Here is a 26821-nt window from a genome sequence, read left to right on the forward strand (position 1 = left end):
ACTATAAATAATTTAAATTCTGTGCTATAATCTCTTTTCATAGTAGCATCCTTTTTATTTGTTTTATGTTCAAAATATTATAACAAGGATACTGCTTTTTTTATACTAAAAAATGTCCAATATCTCATACTCCTAAACATAAAAATAATTATTAGTTATTGCAATAAAGAAATATTTATTATATTATAAATATATGCTAAAAGATATTGCTGTACTTTATAAAAGTAAATATGGTTCTTCTAAAACATATTCTAAATGGATTTCAGATAAATTGCATGCTGATATATTTGAAATAGGGCATGTGTCTTTAAATACTTTAAATGATTATAATAAAATAATATTCGTAAGTGCATTATATGCTGGTAAATTATCTGCCATTAAAACAATTAGAAAGCTTTATAATAGTTTACATAATAATAAAAAAATATACTCTGTTGTTATAGGGATAGGAGATCCTAATGATAAAGATATTTATAATGCTTCATTAGACAAAAATTTTTATCCTAATGAAAAAGAAAATATAAAGTTTTATTTTTTAAGAGGATGCATAGATTTTGATAAATTAAAAATTCATCATGCTTTAATGATGCATATGCTAAAAACTATAATATCTAGAAAAGCAGTAAAAACAGAAGATGAAGAGATGCTCTTAAAAAATTATGGAAAAAAAATAGACTTTCTAAATAAAAGCTCCATATAGCCTTAAATAACTCAATCCAAATTTAGCACCACATATATCATATATTCTTTTAATATTATCTGAAATGATTTTCATTTTTTTACTTGGAATTAGTTTTGATATATCTGCAAAATCTTCCAACATAAAAGAAAAATTGAAATTATTGTTCATAACTATTATTCATCACCAAATATTTTTTTTATTTTTTTAAAGTTTTTTTTTATAATATTATTAGACTCTTCCTCTGTTACATTTTTAAAATTGGTTTTGAAACTACTAGATTTAGATGGATTTTTTGGTTGTTTATTATTATCCATCTGAAATAACTCATCAAAATCAATATTACAATCTAATAGTTTACTATCTTTTTTTTCCTTTGATTTCATCTTAATCTCCTTTTAAAAATATGTGAGGTTATTGATGGTAATCAAACTGTATCCCCCATGCCTGATAATATTATAATACTACTTATAAAAAATAAAACCCTCTTATAGTTCCTTTTAAGCCCCCTCAATAACTTTAATTTCTTCCTCACTCAAGCCATAAAGCGAGTATACGATATTATCAATATCTTTTTCAATTGAGTAAGTATCTTTGTTTTGTTTTTTTAATATTATAAATTAATAGTCTTATAAAGTCTATAGTCAAAGAAAGATTATTTAATAAGTATTTTTTTCTACAAAGTAAATATATATTTTGATATTAGATTATTAATAATTAAATAATCTATAATTTAAATCATTTGGTATATTTCTATTAAGCATTGTATTATTTTCTAAATTATAAAAATATAATGTTGTTTTTATTAAAATAAATAATTCTTCATTATCTTCATTTTCTGTAATTTGGAAATAAGTTTCCATATATTTTTTAAAATTTGAGTATATTAAATTTCTTACAAAAGTTATATCTATTTGACTTCTATTAGTATCAATTAAATATTCAGTTTTTGGTAAAATATAAAATAAATCTTTATTATTTGGATATTCAAGTCCTGATATTAATAATGTAAGTAAGTCAGTTTCATTATCTTTATTCGGATATTTTATACCAGAATAATTTTTATCTAATAATTGTAATGATTGATGATAAAATTCTATAGAATATTTAATAGCATTTTTATATAAATCAATTTTATTTTGATTGTAAGAATTAGATACACTTTTATTTAATAATAATTCTATAACAAAAAAATTATCTCCTAAACTTGTGTACAATGGAAAATTAATATCCCTATCATTAGCTTCTTCTTTTAAATAAAATAAATAATCTATATAATTTATAAAATCATTTTTAGATTTCATATTTGTATTAATTAATTTTTCCTTTTCTATAAATATATAATCATTTACATTTTTTATTATTTCATCAATAAAATCTATTTTTGAATAAATATGATTATATATATCATAAATGTTCAAATGTATATCTTTAATTTCAAAATCAACATATCTTCTTATGCATAAATGTGTATTTTTATTAATACCTCTAAGCCATATAGAAAAAGGAGAAGTATGAAAACTCTCTCCACATATTTTATGATGTCTATCCGTTACTATTGGATGTACTGATGATATAGAACGAATATAATTAAAATAGTCATCATCAGAACATTCATCATTTATAGAATCTAATCCAATTATATTTTGTAGATGGTACTTATTTTCTTTAATATCTGATAAATCAATATTGAAAACTTCAGCAATATGATATATACAATTAATTATAACATATGAATTATTAATAAAATCGTAAAAATCAAAAGCTTGAGGCGAATTTGTTCTATTTAATACCATTTCATTAAGATATATTGCTGTATCATTTAATCTATCTAAAGAAACATAAATTGTATCAATTGCTCTATATTCTTTAATTTGTTTTTTTTTCTTTAATTTAAATTTTGTTTTTTTTATTATAAAAATATAATTCTTTAGTACATCTGATAATGTTTTTATTTTATCAACATTTATATTAATTTTCTCTATCAAAATAATATTCCTAAAATAATAAATTAATGCTAATTAATCTAACCCATAAAACCTAAAAATCTCCCTCAATTACCTTAACCTCTTGCTCACTCAAATTATAAATTTTAATCTTCTTTACCAGACATTCTATATTTTATTTCATAATTTTTAATAAAATCTGTTTCTTCTTTAGTTAGTTTATATAAAGGACATATAAAATCATCTATTTCATCAATTATATTTTTAGACATTCTAATTTTATACTCTTTAAAAGAATTTATATTTTTGTAATTAGTTTTTCCATGAATAATAACATTTTTTTCTATATCATCTAAATATTTTGAATATAATTTCTCAATATATTTTATTTTATCATTATCTAATTTATCAATAGGAATTTTAAAACTTTCTATATCATATTTTTTCATATTTAAATTATCAGAGAATATTTGATAATACCAAAAATATAAATTACTACTCAATATAGCACCTATAGTATTAGCAATTTTTTTATCAAAATAAATTACTTTTTCTGAATCAGCTTTAGTAGTAGAATAATTAGTAATTACTTTAAAATATCTTCCGCCAGCCATTCTATAATAGATAGGATTGCCTTTATCTTTTAGCAATGAACCTATATCATTTTTTATCTTAAACAATTTTCTTAATATATTAACTTCTATTTCTTTACTTATTTTAGGATATCTGCCTAATAATTTAAATTCTTTTACATCAATAAATTCTAAATCATTCAAAATATTATCAATTGTATCCTCATTACTTTTTCTATACATTTTAGTGCATAAAATATTTTTATTAGTTGTATTAGTTTTTATACATTCCAATATAGATACACATACACTTGCATCTTTAAATATTTGTTTTGGTCTATCAGCATAATTTGAAATTTTTATTGACTCGCATTTTTCTTCTAATAACGAATGTAATAAACACATAGAATCGCTTGCTATTATAGATATTGGAGTAATAAAAACTAATATACCATTATTTTCTAATAATGATATTGATTTTTCTGTAAATAAAGAATATGTATTTAACGAACCTTTTAACAATCCTTTTGTTGTCTTTTTTGTTCTACTAGTGATATAATTATTTTCGAAATATTTTTTTTCTTTAGATGAAATTTTAGCTCCATAAGGTGGATTTCCTATAATTATATCAAAATTTCTTTTTATTCCAAATTGTATATTATGATTAAAAAATTTTGATGCTGAATTTGTGAATGGATTCCAAGAAATAATATTTTCTTTTATATCATTAGTTTCTTGGTCTAATGCTTCTATTTTGGATACTCTATGCTTAAATGCCTCAAATTCTGTATATACTGTTTGCTTTTTTTCTTTTGTATATGCTTCAAAAAATTTTTTAGATATTTCTTGCATATTCTCTATAATTCCATCAAAAATTAATTTTGTAAAAGTATCTGAGACATTATCTTCATCTATTAGTTTTACTAAACTATTGGCACATACAAAATGGAATTCAAGATTTGGAAGAGCTTCAATTCCTAAATTATTTTTTTTAATATTTTTTTTCTCTTCAACTATTAGAGATAAAAAAGCTCTTAATCTGCTTATTTCAATAGCTATAGGCTGTATATCGGATCCATGTATCATATTTTGTAGAATACCTAATTTATAAGCATAATTATATTTATTATTATCATATAACCTATTAAATTCATCTTTAATTACAGGCGGTAACTTATCAATTATTGAATTTCTATAAAAATCATGATTAGGGTCTAATTTATTAATAATATCAAAAACTCTCTGAAGTATACCCAAAGGAAAAGCACCGCTGCCGCAGGCTGGGTCTAAGATTATCATGTCATGTATATTCTTTAAAATACTCTCGCGTTCTTTATCGCTATACTCTATACTATCTTCAATATCAAAAATCCTATCTATCTTATCTTTTATATCTGGAAGTTTTTTATATAGATAAAGCTTTATAGCCTCCATTACCATATAATCTACAATCTCTCGCGGCGTATAAAATGACCCTTTTTCTTTTCTCGCATTCTTTTTGGTTTCTGGGTTTATCTCGGCAAGAAGGTTCTCAAAAATCCTACCTAACATCTCTGGGTCTATGCTTATCTCTACATCAAAAGGGGCACTCTCATCTACAGTAAAATTATACATCTCAAAAAACTCAAACAAACCCTTTACTATATCATCATCTATGATTTTTACTGCCTCATCATCTTCCTTCTTGGAAAATAACCCCCCATTCAAAAATGGTATTTCTTTCTCATAATTAGATATTACTCTATCCTTTGAAAAGCTTCGCTTCTCCATATCAATATTAAGTACATTAAAAAATAAATCCTCAAGTACATCGCTGTAATAATTTTTCTTATATTTTAGATTCTCAAAAACTTTGCTGTTTAATATCTCACTCGGTATAAGTTCCTTCTCTCTCAAAAACCAGCAGAAAAGTATACGGCCCAAAAACCTTAATGCAAACTCCTTAGCCCTGTTCTCATCTTTATTAAAATATTTTATTACATCTTTATATATATTATCAAAATACTCTTTAACCCCATTATAAAACTCTTTATTTACAGGCTCTACACTAAAAGCATTTTCTATACTCTCAACACTATTAAAAATATCGCTTTTAAGTCTGCTTTCTGGAGTATGAACCTTTATACCCTCCCCAAGCAAAAAAGTATATCTCTTAGGATTACTATAATCTTTCTTAAATCTTACATCTTTATTGCCCAATACAGCAACCTTATCATGCTTCACATAAGAAACCCTATAATTATTTTTTTTGTCATTATAAAGTATAAAAAATATCCCCTTGCCGTAAGTATTTCTTTCTCCCCCTGTAATTATCTTGCTGCATAGCCTTGAAATTTTTACTCTGCTTGCCAGATTAGTGTTTTTTATATAAACTTCATACACCCCTATAGTTTCGCCATTATCTGTATTCAAATCCCCAATCCAAATTACTTTCTCCAAAAAATCGCTATGCTTCTCTAATATCTCATCTTCATTGCTTATAGCTCCATACTCCTCTTGAAAACTCTCCCCAAAATGTAAAGCCCACTTTTCTTTATTATAAGCCTCATCAAATCTAAAATTGCTAATGTTTGTTAAATTATTGTTTTTAGCCATAGAGATATCCTTAAACACTATTATATATATAAACTAATAATATATTAAAATTACATAAAAATAAACTTAAAAAAATAACTTCATTAAAACATTATCATTCTATATCAAACTCTTCTTTTACTATCAAATTAGAATTTTTATACACACTCTCCAAATTATTTGTATAGTAGTTAAATTTATCTTCTGCTTCTTGTATAGAGATGATATTTTTAATAACATCAATATTCACTTCAGACTTTAATAATTTATCTATCTCTCTAATATTTTTTTCTGTAAGATGTTTATTATCTATCAAATAAGACAATTTTTTAATATACTCTTTTTTTTCATCATCATCAATATTCTTAGCAATTTCATCAAGTATAATAGAAGTATCCGATTTTTTATTAGCAGTTTTAATATTCTTTTTTCTTTTAAGCTCTTCTTCCAATTCAATAATTTTTTCACTAGCAGGCAAATATTTTTCATTTTCATTAGCCTTTAATATTTTAAATATATTTTCTATATTAAAGTCTATTTTTGATTCTTTTAGTAAAGCTCCAAATATTCCATTAGAAGAACGCACAATCTCTATAATTCCCTTAAAATCTGCTTTTCTTTTCACAACAATATTATTATCTATCTCTTTTATTCTTTTTAAGAGTTTCTCATCATTTTTCAATCTATTAAACACATCTCTATATTCATTATCCCAACTAACATCATCATCTTCATTTAGATTCTCTTTTTTCAAAGAAAACAAAGAATTAATTTCATCATCATCTTTTAATATTTTAGTATCATTTCCAAATATTGCATTTATCAAATTAAGTTTAAAATTAGATATCTGCCAATTTTTAATATCTTTTTGGGCTTCGAGTCTAGGTATAAAGTTATGAATATATATTTTATCGAATAATTTTTTTCCTATTCTGTTTATTCGTCCGACTCTCTGTATTACTCTAGTAGGGTTATAAGGTATGTCATAATTTATTATTATGCCCGCCCTGTGTAAATTAATACCTTCAGATAAAGTGTCTGTAGCTATCAATAAAAAGTAATCATCTTCTTGTTTTGATATATCAACAGAAGCATCAAAATTCGCTATAATAATATCTCTATTTTTTGACTGAGAAGTAGATTTTATAGGTTTTAATATTTCACTTAATTTTTCATCTTCACATATGGTATCATACAAATAATCAGCCGTATCTTTAAACTCAGTGAATATTATAATTTTTCTTTTATCATTTTCTTTTTGGAACTCTTTTAATAATTCTATAAGCTTTTTAAACTTCCTATCTTTATTAAATCCAATATCCTTCCAATCATTTTTTATTTCATTTAGCACTTTTAAATCATTTTCAAACTCTGTGAAGAAATTACTATCCAATACATTTTTTACATCTTCGATTAATTTTACATCTTTATATTTTTTATTTAACTTATCATAATCTAATACATCATCATCAATATCTTCATCAACATTATCCTCATAACTAAAGAAATCTTCTGTATAAAGCATGTCCCCTCGTTTATAAATAGGATAATACCCCTTATTAATCCAAGATTTTATATTGTCATATTTATCAATCATATTATCAATACTTTTCTTAAAAGCATAAACAGAACTTTCAAATCTTCTTACCAATAAAAGTTTCATAAACTTAGTTAAGTTTCTAGAAGAAGTGGAAGCAAAATCGATATTAATATTTTCTCCGTATATTTGTCTTATAATTTTGTTACTGATTTCTTTTTCTTTTTCATTATTATATTTTAAATATACCAAAGGCTCATAACGAACGGCTTTAAATTTGTTGTTAGCAAGATTTTCTTTATTTTTGTCATTTTCCTCGTTTTCTTCATTTTCATCATTTTCTTCATAAGGACTAATCTTTTCAAAGGTGTCAAAATACAATTTAGAAATATCCCCCAAGTTATAATCATGCAATTTTGGACTTTCAACAATATTAAATTCAATCTTCTGTTTTTCTAAGTCTTTTTTATATTCTATATCTTCAATCAAATCCCTTCTAGTTCTTCTTATAATAATAGGATTAATTAAACTTAGAATCTGTTTAGAAATATCTTTCATTTTCTTTTTAGTTTCTTTTTTATCATCATTTTCTTTATAATCTAATTTAATTTTTCTCTCTTCTTTTAATATTTTATTTTTAATATCTATTATATTTCTATTAGTTGTTAGAATTCTATCAAAAATATCTACCAATGAAAATATATCAGAAGTGGTGTTATGCATTGGTGTTGCAGTGATAAGCATAACTCTATTCATAGCACATATATCTTTTATAATGCTATAGGAAACAGTTTTGTTATTAACAAATCTATGTGCCTCATCAATAATAATAAGTCTTTTTTTTGCATGACTCTTAACATAATCATATACTTTATCTAATAAACCAATACTAAATACTTTGGCATTTAATTTAAACTCTGCATTATAATTTTCCCAAGAATAAATAATTTTTGGAGGGGATATAATAAGTATCTCTTCTACATATTTTTTTTCTAATAAATTCTTTGCTATAGTTGAAGCAATGATACTTTTTCCAAGACCAACAACATCCGATATTAAAACTCCATCATACAACATTATACTCTTTATGCCAGTTTTAATAGCATCAATCTGGTATTTATAATTAGAATAATGATAATCATTAGGATTAAATAATAATTCTTCACTTGTAAAAAAGCTAAAATATTCATATATAACTTTTAAATATATCTCATAAGGAGTAGGGGTTCTAATAAGATTTTTTAATGAATCATTATCATTATCTTGCATGCCAATCCTATTAAAAAATTCCTTATGATTATTTATATCCAATATACATTTAGAATATTCCCATTCCCTTTCAAAAATTTTATATGCATCTTTAAATATATCACTGCCGTAAACATTGATTTCTCTTTGATTTTTTAATCCATACGAAGAGAAGTTACTTGAGCCTATTATTACTTCACCAGTTACGCCTTTTAGAGAATTTTTTAATTTGTGTTTTAATAAATATATTTTTGCATGAGTTTTATCATTAGCACTTCTTATTTCAAGTGTGGAATTTTTACATTTCTCTTTGAATAATTCCAACACCTTAGCATTTTCTTCGCTTTTATTTAATTGAAAAATACTATATTCTTCAAAATCATTAATTTCTTCCTGATTACTTTTCTTGTTTTCTTCATCACTGTAACTCATATATATACGATGTATTTTTGGGTCTATATTCATACCCATAATGATTTTTACTTTTGTATTTAAAAACATTTTTTTAGCTTTATCATTATTAGCTATGTCATAAAATGCACTATAAGAACAATATCCTGAAAGTATACATATCTCTTCGATTTCCTCTTCAGATATAAATAAATCAAAAACTTTTTTATTAGAATTGTCTATTATTTCCATAAATAAAAACTTCCATAAATTATTTTTTATATATGATGAAATTATATCATATCAAACTATTTATGAAAATAATTATATATATTATTAGCTGCTTTATAACTTATGCCCGGTATATTAGCTATATTTTCTAATGAAGCATTTTTTATATTGTCTATATTAATAAAATGAGAATAAAGTTTTTCTATGCCTTTTTTACCCAAACCTTCTATTTTTTCAAGTTCGCTTTTTACCATTTCTCTGCTTCTCTTTCTTCCATGACTAGTATTAACCCATCTATGCGTTTCATCTCTCACTTTTTGTAAAAATAATCTTGCAGGTTCATTGTCATTTAACTGAACAGGGTCTTCTCTGTTTGGTAAATATATCTCTTCAAATTTTTTAGCAAGTGCCATTATAGGCTGATTTTTTATGTCTAATTCTTTTAAAGCTTCTATTGCAGAGTTAAGCTGACCTCTACCTCCGTCTATAAGTATTAAATCTGGAAATGTAGAGTTTTCTTCTTTAAGCCTTTTGTATCTTCTATATACTGCCTCTTTTATAGAAGCAAAGTCGTCTATACCTGTAACAGTCTTCATATTAAATATTCTATAGTTTTTATTATCAGAAATCCCATTAACAAATCTCACCATCCCAGCCATAGTGTAGCTTCCTTGAATATGTGCTATGTCAAAAGATTCTATTATAGAAGGAGCTTTTTTAAGTTTAAATATTTCTTGAAGCCTTGTAAGACCAATAGGTACTTCTCTAATTAATACCCTCTCTTTAAATAAATGTCTTGCATTTTCATTAGCTATAGATATTAATCCTTTCTTTGAGTTATCAAGTTTTATTTCAACATCTCTTCCTGATATCTCTTTTAAATAATCCTTTACAACATCAAAATCTTTAATTATAAAGTCCGTAGCTATTGATGCAGGTATTAAATTATTATGAGTATAATATTGAGTAATAAATGCTGAAATAACTTCACTATATCTTGATTTATTAGAATCTTCATCAATATTTTTGTCTTGCATAGCAAAAGTTTTTCTATCTACAAGTTTGCCTCCTTTTACAGAAAGCACTACAATAGTGTAATCTCCATTTTGTCCGTAAGCCCCTATAATGTCTATATCATCACTCTCTGGTACATATATACTCTGCTCAACTGTAATAGATTTAAGCAAGTCAACTTTATCTCTTAAATCTTTTGCCCTCTCAAACTCTAACTTCTCTGCAAATACAAACATATCCTGTTTCATCTTAGCAACAAGCTCATCAACATTCCCTTCAAGAAGCATAATAGCATTATCAATATCTTTATCATATTCTTTCTCGTCAATCAAATCAGCACAAGGAGCGGTGCATTTACCTATATGATAATAAAGGCAAGGTCTTATTTTTCGTTTTAGAGGAAAATCATATTTGCATCTTCTAAGTTTAAAATTATCTATTATAAACTTCACTATGTTTTCAGCCCTCTCAGCCGCAACATAAGGTCCATAATATTTTTTATATTTTTTAGCATTTTCTTTGTCTATTACATTTCTTGCTTTTATCACTCTTGGAAAATGTTCGTTTGTAATTGCTATAAAAGGAAAAGATTTTTGGTCTTTAAGAAGTATATTATAATGAGGCTTATGCTTTCTTATCATCTCAGCTTCTAGTATTAATGCCTCTACTTCGTTTTTTGTAACTATATAATCAATATCTCTAATATGTTCTACTAATGCTGTTGTTTTAGCATCTTTATTGTTTCCTATAAAATAGGAAGATACTCTTTTTTTTAATGATTTTGCTTTGCCTATATATATTATATTGGCATCTTTATCTTTCATAAAGTATACGCCAGATTTTGTAGGCAGGCGTTTTAATTTTTCTGAAATATATTCTTTAACTTGATTATTCATAATTATAAGTTTTATAATTATATAAAAAATAAAAAGTTTGTCAAAAAATAAGTGTTGATATTAATATCAAATAATATTTTATTTTTTATATAGCAACTAAATATCTATTTTCTTATAACTCATATTATAAAACTAGATAATATATTAAGAGGCTATAAAATATTTGATAAAAAAGAGGGTAATTGCATAAAAATTGCCGTTGAAAATATATAAAAAATATTAAATATAATTATAAAAATCATTTTTCATACATAGTTTTTTTATATTTGAAGCATTGGCTAGTCCTAGTTCTTTTATATCTATGTTGAAATATAGAGAAAATACTAAATCATCTATATAATCTTTAATTATATTTTGTTCTTCTTTATCTATGCAGTCTGAGAATTTTAAATCATTTAATGATATTTCATTATTGTTATTAAATTTTTCTTCAATTACAGACTTTACTAAATGATATTTTCTTTTTATTTTTTGTTTTATTATATATCCATTATTGTCTGTCAAAATTAATTCATTTTTATTAACAGTAACATTGTTAAATTTTTGCTTCTGAGTATTAAAATCAACAAAGTCTTTTAACATATATTTTTCTATGTGTAAAATACCAATTGAATATTTTATTATTTCTTTTTTTATCTTTAAATTTTGATTTGTAATAATAGGTATCTTTATAAAATCTTTTATGCTACTCAATGATAATAGTAAATCTTTTTCATTGTTAGAAAATAATAATTCTTTTAATAAAAAGAAATTAATTTTTGAATTTAATAAAGAGAATAAATATAATATTTCTTCTCTATTATTGCTTCCAATACCACAGAATTGATTTCTAGCCCATATGACTTTTTTATCCGTATAAAAAAATTTTTTTGCATTGGCATAAGACCAAATAACTTTATATGGAGAATCTAAAAAATAATACTCCTGATTACCCTGTCTCAATCCTATAAAATTTTTATTTTTTGGATTTTTTCTCTCATCAGGCCAATATCCTGATGCATCCCTTATACTATATAAATTATTATTGATTTTAGGATATATATAAAAATCTTTTTCTATTAACATCTGTTTTTCATCTATAGAATAACCTCCATCATAAAAAAACTGACTTTTAAAATTTTGATTTGCAAGTTTATGATCATAATATATATCAGAACTCAAATTTTTATTATATTCATAAATAAATTTAATAAACATATCATCTTTCTTTATGAAATTCCAATTATTAATATTATCTATTAAAATAGATTGTTCTAAATATTTATTTTTTATCTTATTAGAGTAATTTACATGGCTTATTTTTACTTTATTTTTTTTATTTGAAAGTTCTTTTTTTTCTACAAATAAAATTAATGATGAAGTTGCTACATCTTTATTTTGTTTTAACCCTCTATTGGTAAAAACATTATTATCAAATATTTTTATGCTTTTTATTTTTGTATTATGAGATAAATGATATCTCAAAACATCTAAATCACCTGCTGTTAATATTGTCTGAGGTATTATATAACATAATTTTCCATTATCTTTTAAAAGTGCTAACCCTAAAGCAATAAAAAAAGCATACAAATTAGGATTAGGTCTATATCTTTTAGGATGATTAGGAATAGAATGCAAATTTACCCCATATACATTTCCCAATGTTATTGAATCATCATTTTTGTCTTTAATAAGTTTAGTGAATTCTATTTCTTGACGGCAGCATTCATTATAACCTATATAAGGAGGATTGCCTATAACAAAATCAAATCTTTTTCTAGGCTCTCCATTTCCTTTTAATGATAAAAGCATATCCTCTAAATCTTTTTCATCTCTCATAAATGAAGGATAATCTAATGCTGTTTTTTGTATATGACTAAATAAGTCTAATTCTTCATCAGAAAGAGAATTAATACCTGTTTCTAAAAATTCGCTTATGCTGTCTTTAGTTTTAAAAATTTTTAGTTTATTATCAATAGGGTTCTCATAATTATCATTAACTATTAAAGGGAGCATTCTCATAAGTATATTCATTTCAGCAAGGTAAAGCGGAAACTCCTCTATATCTAAGCCAAATATATTTTTATCAATAAGTTCTTCTATTTTTTTAGAAGTATCAAGACTTCCATCATCGAAAGCATTTATTATTTTATCTACTGCACTATAGAGAAAAGTACCAGCTCCGCAGCTTACATCTATTAAAGATATTTCATCATCTGAAGCTTCTTTTAAATAATCTTCAGTATATCCAATTTCTTTTAACATAAAATTTACAACTGCAGGGTCTGTAAAATATTGCCCTTTATTTTTATCTTGATATAAATCTTTTAAATAATTTTCATAAATAAATCCAAATATTTCATTTTTTATTCCAGAAAAATTATATCTATTAATAAATACTATAATATCAAGCCAAGGAGATATATCATCAATATCAATTTCTCCTTTCAAGTTATCAATTAATTTTTTATTTATACTTTTTTGTTCTTCTGCAAAGGGTTTATAAATGTTGCTTGAAATATATTCAGATATATTTTTTATTTCATTAATTATGATAGAATAAAAATCTTTATCTAATAATGCTTTTTGAATTTTATTTAGAATTTTATTATATTCGTCATTGAATTTTTTATAACCATTATCAACTAACACTTTATACAATATAAATTGGATAAAATAAGCATAAGAAGTTTCTACTGCTTGTTTTTCTGCAAATGAATTATCAATTAAATTATTAAAACCTCCTATAGCTTTCATCTTTCCTTTAAAATTACTTATTAACTGAGTAATATCATCAAAAAATATATATCTATTTTCTTGTTTATTTAAATTTAACTGCTCTATTTTTTCTTCTTCATTTGTTTTTAATAAATCTATATAATAATTTTCTTCTTTTATATATGAATTCCAATAACTTAAAAAATCTTTAGGAGATGAAATCATATCATTTAAATAAAATGATTTATATTTATTAGAACGGTAAAATCTCCATTCATTTCCATCAGTTAATATTGAAAATTTTTTATTCCAATCTTTTTGATATTGAAATACTTGCTCTATTCCATTTTCTATATTTTCAAATCTTTCTACTTCTACAGGTATAACTATATTAATTCCATCTATAAAAATTACATAATCAGGTCTTCTTCCTTCTTTAGAAGTTTCTATTGTAAACTCATATTTGCGGTTTTGATTTGGTGTAGATTCTAATCCTTTTTTTAAATTAAATAATTCATTTTCTTGCAATACTTCCTTTACAAAATCTTGAAGTCCGCCTAATTCTTTATTTTTAAAAATATCTTTTTCTTTAAGCCATATATTTTTTAAATTTTCTAAACTCATAAAATCCTCATAATATTAACTATTATAAAAAATATATAATATTATAATTTAATTACATATATAATCAATAATAAAAATGAATATAACTCTAAATAATTAGAGCTATCTAACATTCCCTAATTGTAATAATATTAAAATAGGTGTATAATATATCAATTAAAATTTAATTAAGTATTGAAGAGGATATTATATAATGGCTACTGGAGAAAAGACATATAGTTCGAAAAATATTCAGGTATTAGAAGGATTAGACCCTGTTAGAAAACGCCCGGGTATGTATATAGGTTCTACTGGTTCTCAAGGTTTGCATCATTTAGTATACGAGGTAGTTGACAATAGTATAGACGAAGCTATGGCAGGCTTCTGTAAAAATATAACAGTTACAATAAAAAAAGATAATATAATAGAAGTAGAAGATGATGGAAGAGGAATACCTGTTGATATGCATCCGAAACTCAAAATATCTGCCTTAGAAGTTGTTATGACTAAACTTCATGCAGGAGGTAAATTTGACAATGAAACTTATAAAGTATCTGGCGGTTTGCATGGTGTTGGTGTATCTGTTGTTAATGCTTTAAGTACAGAGCTTATTGCTGAAGTAAGTAAAGATGGTAAGCTTTACAAACAAGTATATCATATAGGTATACCAGAAGAGCCTGTTAAAGAGGTTGGCAAATCAAATAAAACAGGAACAAAAGTAACATTTACTGCAGACCCTGAAATATTTGAAACAACTATTTATGACTATAAAATACTTGCTAATAGATTAAGAGAATTAGCTTTTCTAAACAGAGGAATAAGAATAACACTCATAGATAAAAGAGAGTCAAAACCTGTAAGTAATGAGTTTTATTATGAGGGCGGTATAGAAATGTTTATCACCCACCTCAATGAAAACAAAAAAACATTGCATGATAAACCAATATATTTGCATAAAACAGAAGATAAGACAGATGTAGAAGTGGCTATGCAATATGTTGATGCCTATAATGAAAATATATTTACATACTGTAATAACATAAACACTACAGAAGGCGGTACGCATTTAGTAGGATTTAGAACAGCTCTAACAAGAGTTTATACAGATTTTGCTAAAAAACTTGAATTAGACAAAAAGAATAAAATAACATTTATGGGCGAAGACACAAGAGAAGGTTTAGTTGCTGTAGTATCTGTAAAAATACCTAATCCTCAATTTGAAGGTCAAACAAAAACTAAATTGGGTAATACAGAAGTACGTGCTGTAACAGAAAAACTTGTAGTAGAAGGACTTAATGATTATTTCTCACAAAACCCAAAAGTAATAAAAGCAATACTTGAAAAAATAATATCAGCAGCAAATGCAAGAGAAGCAGCAAGAAGGGCTAGAGATTTGGCAAGAAGGAAAAATGCCTTAGAAAGCGATTCTTTACCTGGTAAATTAGCTGACTGTTCTGAGCAGGAAGTAGATAAATGTGAAGTATATCTTGTAGAGGGAGATTCTGCAGGCGGTACTGCTAAAGGCGGAAGAGACAGACATTTCCAAGCTATATTACCGTTAAGAGGTAAGGTATTGAATGTTGAAAAAGCAAGACTCGACAAAATAATAGATACCGACAGCTTAAAACCAATAATAGCTGCTTTAGGCTGCGGAGTTGGTTCTTCTTTTGATATATCTAAAATAAGATACGGAAGAATTATCATAATGGCTGATGCTGATATTGACGGTTCACATATAAGAACTTTACTTTTAACTTTCTTCTTTAGATATATGCGTCCTTTAATAGATTTGGGGCATATATTTATAGCTGTTCCTCCTCTATACAAAATTAGTTTTGATAAGAAAAATTTTGTTTATGCATACACCGATGAACAGAGAGATAAAATCTTAGAAGAAAATAAAGATAGAAAATATGACATACAAAGATATAAAGGTTTGGGTGAAATGAATGCTGACCAATTATGGGAAACTACTATGAACCCAGAGACAAGACTTATGTATCAGGTATTAACAGAAGATGCTGAAAAGGCAGATCAATTATTCTCTATGCTTATGGGTGATGAAGTTAAGCCTAGAAGAGAGTTTATTGAAGCTAATGCAAAATATGTTAAAAATCTAGATATATAATTACTAAATAACTTATATTTTGTAATTTCTTATTTTATTAAATTTTTATAAGTGTTACGCATCTAAAAGAGTTTTATTCTATTGTGGTGCGTACTTTGTAAAAGTTTGTATCTTTCGGATACTTTTAGAAAAGTGTGAATGCTTTAGCTTTATATGTTTATAAAATAAGTATAGTATTATTATTTTAATTAAAAACACAGTCTTTTGTAAAGCATATTCAAAATATATATATATTATTTTGTATAAATAAAATAGCTGTAGGAAAGTGCTAATAATATACTATGAATAAAAAACTTTTAAATTTTTTAGCATATAAAACTGTTTGACTTTTCTAACATTTGTTTTATAATGTTTCAAACAATAATTGGTTTTAGATGTTAAAGATATATATTTTTTGAGGAGGGAAATATGGATAATATATATGATTTAATTATAGTAGGAGGTGGTCCGGGCGGAATTGCTGCTGCTGTTGAGGCTGCTATACTTCAAATGAAAAAAGTGCTTCTTATAGAAAAAGGTGATAATCACTCTACTACTATTAGAAAGTTTTATAAAGATGATAAAAGAGTAGATAAAGACTATAAAGGAGAAGCTTTAGATTTGAAAGGTAACATTAAATTTGAAACTGCAACTAAAGGCGATGTATTAGATTTATTTAGTGAATGTTTATTTGGAAACTATATTGAAACTATGTTTAATACTGAAGTTGAATCCATTAAAAAAAATGGTGAATATTTAGAAGTTAATACTGTTGATAATAAAACTTATACTGCTAAATATGTTGTAGCTTCTATTGGTAAGATGGGAAGACCTAATAGACCTGATTATAATATACCTGCTAGTTTGAATGCTGTTGTAAACTTTAATATTTACAAATGTAAAGAAAATGAAAAAATATTGGTTGTAGGTGGCGGAAACTCAGCTGTTGAGTATGCTTATCTTTTGGGTAAAGATAATGATGTTACAATTAATTACAGGAAGCTTGAGTTTACAAGACCTAATGAAAAGAACTTAGAAACTATTAAGGAAGATATTTCTAGTGGTAAAGTAAAGCCTAGATTAGGTGTTGATATTAAATCTATAGAAGACAGTAATGGAAAAGTATTGGTTCATTATGCTGATGGTATTGATGATACTTATGACAGAGTAATATATGCTTTAGGAGGAGTCGCTCCAATAGATTTCTTAAAGAGATGTGATATAGAGTTAGATGAAAGCGGTGTGCCTATAGTTAATGACAAACATGAAAGCTCTGTTAAAAACTTATTTATAGCTGGAGATATATTATATAAATCTGGAGGTTCTATCGCTAAGGCTTTGAATGCAGGATTTGATATAGTTAAGCATATAGATGAATTAATGAAAAAATAATTTATTTAAAAGACATTATAAAAGATACTATAAGTGTTTATAAATAATGTTTTAGAAATTTAATTATAATATTAAAATAAAATTATAAAAAAGCGAAAGGTTATCTAAAAAATAGCCATTCGCTTTTTTATTATGACATTTTTTAATTATTAGGGTATATTAATTTATAATCTTTTTTCTTTCCTGCTTCAACATAATTTTCAGGCACTACTTTCCAATTATTAAGTTTTTCAACAGTGATAGCTCCATTTTGTTTTTCAAACCAATCTATAATATAATATCTCAAATCTTTATCTGTAGCTTTTAATACCAAATCCATGTTTTGCAAAATTTTTAAATCTATTCCAGCACCTTGTGATAAATGACCGCCGCCGCCGCTGCCTCTATAAGAATTAATAGCAACTTTATATTCTTTATCTAATTCAAAATGTCTTCCGTCAGTGAAAGATTCTATTATAACTTTTTCGCCTTTAGGTTTGGTAACATCAACAGTATAATTAATGCCTCCAACACTTTCATAATTATAGGTAGGAGTGACTGTATCATAAGAATTATATCTATTATTGAATATTAATTCTCCATTTGTATCCTTCTTAAATGCTATTAGATGGTCATTAATATTAGTCATAGTATTAAACCATCTGTCATAAGAATATTCCATAACATCTTTTATTTGCTTTCCTGTTAATTTCATTACATAAAAGAAATTCTCATAAGGATAAAGACTAAACATATCTCTTACCTCTACAACACCATTATTTAAAACAGCATCCTTACTTAAAGGAGCAGCAAAACTAATATCAACGTCTTCTCCCAACTCTTCTTTAGCTATAGTAAACTCTAATTTGTGTATAAAACTTAAAAAATGACTGTCTCCAAATATAGCCTCATCAGAAGTAAGCTTAGTGTTCAAATTACCAATATCACGGCTCACCCAAGTTTGTATAGCATTTTTAGAAGAATCAAAATTATTTAAAAAGTCTTTATCTGCCTCATACTTTGAAACATCAACTAATTCACCTTTAAACTTAATATCCCAAGCATTATTAGTGTAAGTCATACTCACATCAATAGAAGGTATAAATCTTGCAGCATTAACTCCTCCAAATATAGGCACAACTTTACCGCTTGGACTTTTTACTTCTTTAGTTTTTTGTTTAGTAGCTTCATCATAACCCAAACCAGACCAACCCTGATGATCATGACCTACAAGTATAATGTCAAAACCATCAACTTGCTCAGCCACTAATTGACTAGCATTCTCATTTTTGAAAGTTTCTTTATCTTCTGTGTAATTAGCCCCCGCATGGAAAAGCCCTATAACAATATCAGGACTCTCTTTTTCTTTTATGGTTTTTATCCATTTTTTTGCTGATTCAACCATATCTTCTACAGCTAATCCTTCATATAATACTTTTGGAAGTTGCCTATCTATTGCAGGCTCTATTAAACCAAGTATTGCTATTTTTACTCCATTTTTTTCTACAATAGTGTAAGGCTTAAAGTATGGATTTTTTGTTTTTTCATCTACTAAATTAGCAGAAAGTAAAGGAGCTTTTATCTCTTTAACTATTTTATCATAAACATTATGCCCAGACTCAACATCATGATTGCCCACTCCAACAGCATCATAATTCATATAGTTAAGTACTTCTGCCCATATATGAGGCTCATTAGTGGCAACAAAGTTATAATAATAAACTGTAGGCTGCCCCTGAAGAGAATCTCCATTATCTAATAATAATATAGTTTTACCTTCATCTTCTAATTTTTTGATATATGTTTTTACCTGAGCCATAGAAGTATCTTCTTCTTTATCTGTAATAAAATTATAAGGAAAAATCATTCCATGTATATCTGTAGTTTGAACTATAGTAAAATTAATTTCTCCTTCAGGATAAACTCTTTTAGAATTATTAGAATTATTACAAGACAATAACCCCAACAATGAAATAATTGTAATTATAATATATACTTTTTTCATTGAAAACTCCATATTGTTATTTCAATATATAAGTATATACAAAAAAAAGGATATATCTATTTTATTTTTAATAAATTACAATTATTTTGTAAAACCTTTGGTCTCGTCATAAAGCTCTATATATTTTTTTATACCTTTTGCTGTGGCTTTTACCATTTTTAGTCTTGTTTCTTTGTTTTTTAAGAACTTTGCATCATCGGCGTTTGTGATAAAACCAACCTCTATAAGAGTAGAAGGCATTATTGCCCCTTTTAAAACATAAAACAATGCATTTTGTACAGGTTTAGTTCTCTTTGCTACTCCAGATACTTTATAAACTTCATCGGTAATAGACTCTGCTAATATTCTGCTTTCTTTTTGATACTGCTCTATAAGCATATAATTATGAGTAATTTGAGATGAGTAGTCTTCGTATTTCGCTGAATCTATTTTATCAAATTTCACCAAAGCATCATTTTCAAACATAGACACAGCTCTAGCATATTCACTAGATTCTTGAGCACTCACAAAATATGCTTCAAACCCTTTAGCACTAGAACTTAATGAAGCATTAGCATGCACGCTTATTAATAATGCATTATTAGCTTTTTCTGTATTTATTTTTGCTGCAGTGTTTGCTATTTCAAAACGTTCAGCAAGGGTAGGGTAGGTATCATTTGTTCTTGTTAATACTATCTTTACATTTGGAAGTATATTTTCCAATTCTTTTTTTAGTTCCAGAGAAAATGACAAAACTATATCTTTTTCGTATACCTTTCCAACACCAATAGAACCGGGGTCTCTTCCGCCATGTCCGGGGTCTATTATTATTGTTGTGATGCCTTTAGAATCAAATTTGTTTTTTGCTGGGTTAAAAGCTTTTTTTAATTCTTCTGCTGTAATATTTAAATTGTTTAATTTTATTTTATCATTATTCTGAGAATATAAAAAGCAAGTATTAAATAGAGCTAATACAAAAAATAATATTATTCTTCTTTTATTTCCTCTGAATAACCACAATCTTCCTTGATACAAACCTTAAACAATCCTTTGTTTTTAATATTTTTCTCTACCATAAGCCCATTACATTTAGGACAAGGCTCAAGCAAAGGTTTATCCCAGCTTACAAAATCGCATTTAGGATAATTGGAACAGCCATAAAACTCTCTTCCTCTCTTAGAACGCTTTAATGTAATGTCGCCTCCGCATTTAGGACAAATACCAAAAGATATACCCTTAGTATTCTTACATTCAGGGAATCCGGAACAAGCAATAAAATATCCGTATCTTCCTAAACGTTTAATCATCTTCTTACCGCATTTCTCACATACAAAATCAGTCTCTTCATTAAAGAAATCTTTCATATTGTGAATATTTTCTGCAGCAGTTTTGAGCGTATCCAAAAAATGAGGATAGAACTCTTTTAATATATTATTCCATTCTACATTATCGTCTTCTATTTTATCAAGTTTACTTTCCATATCGGCAGTAAAGTTAATATTTACAAGCTCTGGGAAATTTTCACTTATAAGTTCATTAACAAGTTTTCCAAGCTCTGTCGGTACAAGCTGTTTACCTTTTCTCTGTACATAATGCCTTGATATAATTGTTTTTATTGTAGGAGCATAAGTAGAAGGTCTTCCTATTCCTGATTCTTCAAGTATTTTTACGAGTGAAGCATCTGTATATCTTGGAGGAGGTGCTGTAAAATGCTGCTGAGGATTATGCTCTACAAAATCGCATACTTCACCATTTGACAAACTAGGCATTTTTGAAGCCTTTTCTTTATCTTCTTTGTCTATAGTAAGCACTTTCATAAATCCGTCAAACTCTATTTTTGATGAAGAAACAGCAAACTCACAATCGCCTGCAACAATTACCGCTCTTGTATTTTTCATTTTTGCAGGAAGCATTTGAGAAGATACAAATCTCTCCCATATAAGTTTATAAAGTTTATACTGTTCAGGTTTTAAATATTCTTTAATACTATCTGGTGTTAAAAATACATTAGTAGGTCTTATAGCTTCGTGAGCATCTTGTGCATTCTTTTTTACAGAATAGTTTGGAGGCTCTGGAGGTAAATAATTACTTCCATATTCTTTTTGTATAAAATCCCTCGCCTGCTCTTGTGCTACTGGAGATATTCTCACACTATCGGTACGCATATATGTTATAAGTCCTGTAGCTTCTCCTGCTATAGAAACTCCTTCATAGAGTGTTTGTGCTATTTGCATTGTCTTTGATGAGTTATAGCCTAAAGATGTACTTGCTGCTTGCTGTAATTTACTTGTAGTGTATGGAGCTGTTGGGTTTCTTAATCTGTCTTTTATCTCTATGCTTGATACTGTGTAGGTCTTGTCTTTTAAATGCTCCATTATAGCATCAACATCTTCTTTTGTTTTTAAATCCGGCTTTTCACCTTTATATTTTTGAAGTTCTGCTAAAAACTCTTTATTTTTGTGCTTTAAAAATACTCCGAAAGTCCAATATTCTACAGGAACAAATGTTTCTATTTCATCTTCTCTGCTGCAGATTATAAGCAAAGCAACATTCTGTACTCTTCCAGCAGAAAGTCCCCTTTTTATCTTCTCCCAAAGCAGAGGACTTAAATTATAACCGATAAGTCTGTCTAATACCCTTCTTGCTTTTTGTGCATTTACTTTTGCTATGTCTATATCTCTTGGCTTATCAATGGCTTCTTTAAGCGCATCTTTTGTAATCTCGTGAAAAACTATTCTCTTTATAGGTACAGCAGAGTTAATACTTCTTATCTTATTTCCTATATGCCAAGCAATGCTTTCTCCCTCTCTATCGTCATCGGCTGCAAGCAATACCTCTTCAGATTTCTTTGCCTCTTTTTTAAGCTCATTTAATATCTTAGCTCTTCCTCTTATTGTTATATATTCAGGCTCAAAACCATTGTCTACATCTATAGCTAGTCTGCTTCTCGGCAAATCTATTAAATGCCCCATTGATGATAATACTACATAATCTGAACCTAAATATCTATTTATAGTTTTTGCCTTAGCAGGCGACTCAACTATTACTAACTTTTTCTTATTAGTTTTTTTTGCTTTCTCTTTAGTTTTTGCAGCCATTTTTTATATCCTTAAATTTTATTTCTCTATACTATAATATTTTCCAGATAATTGCTTTATAAAACCATTAATCTCTAATTGCATAAGCAAAGATGTTACACTCTGAGTCTTCATATTGGTTTTTTCTATTATATCGTCTATGTGTATTTTTTCAACCTCGCTTATTATATCATAAATTATAGCTTCGTCATCTTGTAAATTAGGTTTTATAATACTCGCTTTTTTATTTTGCTTTTTATTATCTAATTTATTTTCTTGTTTTGAAACATTATTATTTTCTTTAATATCATTAACTTTTTTTACTTTTTTCACTTCTCTATTTTTGTTAATATTTCCGCCCTCAAAATATTTAAGCTTCATTTTAACATAATCTTCATCATTAGAAAATATATCATCAAAATCTTCTAATATATCCAACACATTATATGCTATTTTAGCACCGTCTTTATAAAGCTTATGATTGCCGTAATACTCTTTTAGTTTCTCATCGTACGGAGCTATATAAACATCTCTGCCTTGATTGAGTGCAAAGTCTACTGTTATTAAAGCACCCGATTTGCTGGAAGCCTCAACCATAACAACGGCATATGAAAGCCCTGATATTATTCTGTTTCTTCTTGGGAAATTAGTTTTATCTGGCTTTCTTCCTGCTTCAAACTCGCTAATTATAAGCCCTTTTTCTATTAATTTATTATAAACCTTTAAATTCTCTGAAGGATAAACATTGTCTATTCCGCATCCTAAAACCGCCACAGTGTTTGCCCCAGAACTTATAGCACCAATATGAGCCTCTTTGTCTATCCCCTTAGCCATACCTGATACTACAGATATATTTAATGCAGATAGCTTTGAAGATATATCAAAAGCATATTTAGAACTTTTATCTGTGGGAAATCTTGTGCCTACCACTGCTATAGAGTTTCTTCTTAACTTTTTTAAATCGCCTTTATAATAAAGTATATACGGAGGGTTGTCTATTTGTTTTAGGTTAAATGGATATTCTTCGTCAAATAAACTTAATATGCCAATGCCGTGAGCTTTTGATTTTTCTATTATGTCGTTTGCTTTGTCTAATATTTCATTTTTATTAAAATTGCCTATTTGTGATTTGAACTTTTTTTCTAACAGCAATTTAATATTTTCTTCTTTATCTTCAAAAATATTTTCTACAGAGTCATAGTGAGTGATAAGCTCGGATATTCTTTTATCGCCTACTTTGTCAATATGATTTAAGGCTATTAGATATGTATTTTTATCACTATGCATTTTAACTTGTTCTCCGTAAGCTCACTCTAATTCATTTGGTTTATTATTTGATTTATGTTGTTTAAGGCTGTTTGCTTTATATTGTTTTCTTTTGCTAAATTTACTATTTTTCTATAGGCTTCAATAGACTCTTTGCCGTTTCCTAAACTGTATTGTATACGTGCGAGTATAAACAAATAATCTATGTTATTGGGGTCTGTTTCAAGAGATTTGTTTATTAAGTCTAATGCTTCTTTATAATAATTTTGCTGTATGCCTCTGAGTGATGACAATGCTGCATAGTAGTTTGGGTTATTGGGGTCTTTGTTTATGGCGAATTGTATATTGCTTTCTGCACGGGCTAAAAAGTTAGTTTTTTGCGCTTCATTGTCGGCACTCTCTGCGAGGTTGGCATATGATAATCCTAAACCATAACGCAAGTATGGGCTGTTGGGGAGAATTTTTAGAGCTTCTGTAAAATATTTTGCTGAGTAGGCATATTGTTTTTTTGCGAGGCTTCTTTCTGCCAACACTCTATATACTGCCCCTAATCTGTCTTGAGCATAAATTTTTTGGTTTATAATATCGTTGTAAGTGTCTGCAGCATCTAAAAGAGCTTTGTCATCATCAGCATTTTTACCTTTCTCATAGAGATTGTATGCACGGTTTAGATTAAATCTGTTTTTAAACACTTGACTGCAGGACATCAAAAAAAAGCAGGAAAAAATAAGCAATGATATTTTTAAATTTTTTTTCATATTAAAAAACCTCATATAAAAACCTTCACATAAGGAAATATACTATATTATATAAAAAAGTAAAGAATTAATTAACAATTATATTTGATAATACTTGTAATACTTGATAAAAAAATAAAAATGAATATAATTAATTATAGAGTTTTTTTTTGAGGTTAAAAATTAATAAATAAGCTATTTTTATCCGAAATTTAAGTAAATAATTTGTAAATTTTTACTTGACTTTATATTTTATTTTAATATATTATATATATAGAGAGTATGGGTATAAAGTTCTTTCTATAATATGTTCTTTTGGAAATAATAAATTGTATAAAGCTTTTCCGCTCATAAGAGTTTAATACAATTTTTTATTTTAATAAATAAGCAAAAATTTTATAAGGAGATTTATATGAATAAAAAGATTATTTATTTATTATCTTTGCTTATGGCTTTAAGCTTAGTGTTTGCTAGCTGTAAGAAAAACGGCATAACAGACGTTAAAGGCGACACTAATAAAGAACAAGAAGTAAAAAATGAGACAGGCGGTTTAACAAAAACATGGGAAGACTTAAAAAAGTATGATACTAATGCTATGAACGACTATGCTGTTATTAGTGAAAGTGGCGGCGACTATTATAGAAACCCTGTAATAGTTGCTTTAGGCGGAGCAAATGTTTTAATAGTAACTGAGAAAAGAATACAATATCCCGGTTCTGCTAACGACATAGGTGTAAACGGCGATAAACCTGTAAGCATGGTTTACTTATTAAGCAAGGACGGAGGCGACAACTTCGATGCCCCTAAGCCTGTTGTTAAAGACTCTCAGAACAAAGACGATGCAGTTTCTGCCCCTGTAGTATATTTTGATAAAACATCTAAAAAAGTATATGTAATAGCTTCTGCTGGTTCAGGCATATCCCGCACAGGTCAATATTATGCTGATAGAAATCCAAAATCACAACTTAAATATTCTGTAGGAACAGTTACAGGCATTAGTGGTGAAAATGCAATTCCAACAATAGAATGGGCAGAATGGAAAGAATTAGGTGTAAAAAATGCTAATCTTAATAATATACAATTCGGCACACATTCAGGAAGAGGCATAATTGCTGATGAGAGTGGTACTAAATTAATTCTCCCTATAATTATAGCAGAACAAGGCATAAACGGTGCTGCTAAAGAACAGATGGGAGTAACATTTGTTAAAGTTACTGTTACTGGCGACACACTTTCCATTGAGAATGATTCTACAATTGGTGCTAGATTTTATTTTGCTGACGGAAGAACTAGCGGTTTCAGTAAATATAAAGAAGCAAAAGCTATAGCATATGATGGTACTAAAGTAACTTATTTAGTAGTTCCAAATCCTGCAGGCGGTGATGGAAAGATGGGATTAGGAGATAGTCAAAAAGGTCAGCAAGCTACAGATACAGTAATAGCGGGTTCTGAAGGCTCTTTCGGTTTCTTGAAATTAGCTAAAGGCTGGTATGGTTCTACTCAGTATGAGCCTGCTAGTTATAAAAATGATGGTAAAGGTAGTGGTCAAGATGAAATATTATTCTCACATGTAAAAACTCCAGCTGGAGAAAACCATATGTATTTACTTGATGCTCAGCAATATCAGCCTCAAAATAAATCATTTAAAATAGCTATAACTGGTAAAAGCTCTTCTATAGATGTTTTAGATGACGGTACTATAATTGTAGCTGCTGAAAAAGAAAGAAATACAAAAGCTGAAGGTTTGAAATTCAATATATTCTTTAGCAGATATACTCAAAGTTATTTATCTAGTCAGTTAGAAAGTAAATAATTTTAGAGAAAAATAATTGAATAGATACAAGGAATATATTTGATAGTTTCAAGTATATTCCTTGTTGTTTTTAATTAGG

At 26.8% G+C, this 26821-nt stretch carries 16 protein-coding genes; 4 read left to right on the top strand and 12 right to left on the bottom strand.

Annotated elements, in window-relative coordinates:
* Positions 1-193: 193 nt before the first annotated feature.
* A complete protein-coding gene (locus EPJ72_RS11250; protein ID WP_147732233.1) occupies positions 194-700 on the top strand; it encodes a flavodoxin domain-containing protein in 507 nt (168 codons plus the stop codon).
* Here EPJ72_RS11250 and EPJ72_RS13100 read toward each other — a convergent pair.
* From EPJ72_RS13100 to EPJ72_RS11285, 7 genes are all read right to left on the bottom strand, one after another.
* Positions 680-850, bottom strand: a complete 171-nt coding sequence (locus tag EPJ72_RS13100) for a hypothetical protein (RefSeq protein ID WP_158636900.1) — start codon at positions 848-850, stop codon at positions 680-682. The two genes, EPJ72_RS11250 and EPJ72_RS13100, sit on opposite strands and share 21 nt — an antisense overlap.
* 5 nt (positions 851-855) lie before the next feature.
* On the bottom strand, positions 856-1065 hold the full coding sequence (locus EPJ72_RS11255; RefSeq protein WP_147732234.1) for a hypothetical protein: 210 nt from the start codon (positions 1063-1065) through the stop codon (positions 856-858).
* 324 nt (positions 1066-1389) lie between these two features.
* The gene (locus EPJ72_RS11260) at positions 1390-2667 is read right to left on the bottom strand and encodes a hypothetical protein (RefSeq protein ID WP_147732235.1); all 1278 of its coding nucleotides are present in this window, start codon (positions 2665-2667) and stop codon (positions 1390-1392) included.
* A gap of 104 nt (positions 2668-2771) precedes the next feature.
* On the bottom strand, positions 2772-5792 hold the full coding sequence (locus tag EPJ72_RS11265) for an Eco57I restriction-modification methylase domain-containing protein (RefSeq protein WP_147732236.1): 3021 nt from the start codon (positions 5790-5792) through the stop codon (positions 2772-2774).
* Positions 5793-5886: 94 nt separating this feature from the next.
* Positions 5887-9198: a helicase-related protein gene (locus EPJ72_RS11270; protein ID WP_147732237.1), complete on the bottom strand. Its 3312-nt coding sequence runs from the start codon at positions 9196-9198 to the stop codon at positions 5887-5889.
* Between the two features lie 56 nt (positions 9199-9254).
* The gene (gene uvrC / locus EPJ72_RS11275; protein ID WP_147732238.1) at positions 9255-11087 is read right to left on the bottom strand and encodes an excinuclease ABC subunit UvrC; all 1833 of its coding nucleotides are present in this window, start codon (positions 11085-11087) and stop codon (positions 9255-9257) included.
* 219 nt (positions 11088-11306) lie between these two features.
* Entirely contained in the window at positions 11307-14408 is a 3102-nt protein-coding gene (locus EPJ72_RS11285) for an Eco57I restriction-modification methylase domain-containing protein (protein ID WP_147732239.1), read from the bottom strand.
* Positions 14409-14601: 193 nt separating this feature from the next.
* Between EPJ72_RS11285 and gyrB the strand changes: the two genes are divergently transcribed.
* Together gyrB and EPJ72_RS11295 are read left to right on the top strand one after the other, a co-directional pair.
* Positions 14602-16515 carry a DNA topoisomerase (ATP-hydrolyzing) subunit B gene (gene gyrB, locus EPJ72_RS11290; protein ID WP_147732240.1) on the top strand — a complete coding sequence of 638 codons (1914 nt, stop codon included), beginning with the start codon at positions 14602-14604 and terminating at the stop codon, positions 16513-16515.
* A gap of 408 nt (positions 16516-16923) precedes the next feature.
* On the top strand, positions 16924-17886 hold the full coding sequence (locus tag EPJ72_RS11295) for an NAD(P)-binding domain-containing protein (RefSeq protein ID WP_147732241.1): 963 nt from the start codon (positions 16924-16926) through the stop codon (positions 17884-17886).
* A 142-nt stretch (positions 17887-18028) separates the two neighbouring features.
* On the opposite strand, the gene EPJ72_RS11300 is transcribed toward EPJ72_RS11295, so the two are convergent.
* The 5 genes from EPJ72_RS11300 to EPJ72_RS11320 form a co-directional block, all read right to left on the bottom strand.
* Positions 18029-19870: a bifunctional metallophosphatase/5'-nucleotidase gene (locus EPJ72_RS11300; protein ID WP_147732242.1), complete on the bottom strand. Its 1842-nt coding sequence runs from the start codon at positions 19868-19870 to the stop codon at positions 18029-18031.
* A gap of 81 nt (positions 19871-19951) precedes the next feature.
* Complete coding sequence (locus EPJ72_RS11305; RefSeq protein ID WP_147732243.1) at positions 19952-20884, bottom strand: N-acetylmuramoyl-L-alanine amidase family protein; 933 nt, start codon at positions 20882-20884, stop codon at positions 19952-19954.
* Positions 20836-22947, bottom strand: a complete 2112-nt coding sequence (gene topA / locus EPJ72_RS11310) for a type I DNA topoisomerase (protein WP_147732244.1) — start codon at positions 22945-22947, stop codon at positions 20836-20838. The genes EPJ72_RS11305 and topA overlap by 49 nt, the downstream gene beginning before the upstream one ends.
* Before the next feature lie 18 nt (positions 22948-22965).
* On the bottom strand, positions 22966-24213 hold the full coding sequence (dprA, locus tag EPJ72_RS11315; protein WP_147732245.1) for a DNA-processing protein DprA: 1248 nt from the start codon (positions 24211-24213) through the stop codon (positions 22966-22968).
* A 26-nt stretch (positions 24214-24239) separates the two neighbouring features.
* Complete coding sequence (locus tag EPJ72_RS11320) at positions 24240-24950, bottom strand: hypothetical protein (RefSeq protein ID WP_147732246.1); 711 nt, start codon at positions 24948-24950, stop codon at positions 24240-24242.
* Positions 24951-25341: 391 nt separating this feature from the next.
* Here EPJ72_RS11320 and EPJ72_RS11325 point away from each other — a divergent pair, with 391 nt between their 5' ends.
* Positions 25342-26742 (top strand): sialidase family protein, encoded by a 1401-nt coding sequence (locus EPJ72_RS11325; protein WP_147732247.1) that lies wholly within the window; start codon positions 25342-25344, stop codon positions 26740-26742.
* Positions 26743-26821 lie beyond the last annotated feature (79 nt).

The organism is Brachyspira pilosicoli, assembly GCF_008016535.1.
Lineage (GTDB): Bacteria > Spirochaetota > Brachyspiria > Brachyspirales > Brachyspiraceae > Brachyspira > Brachyspira pilosicoli_A.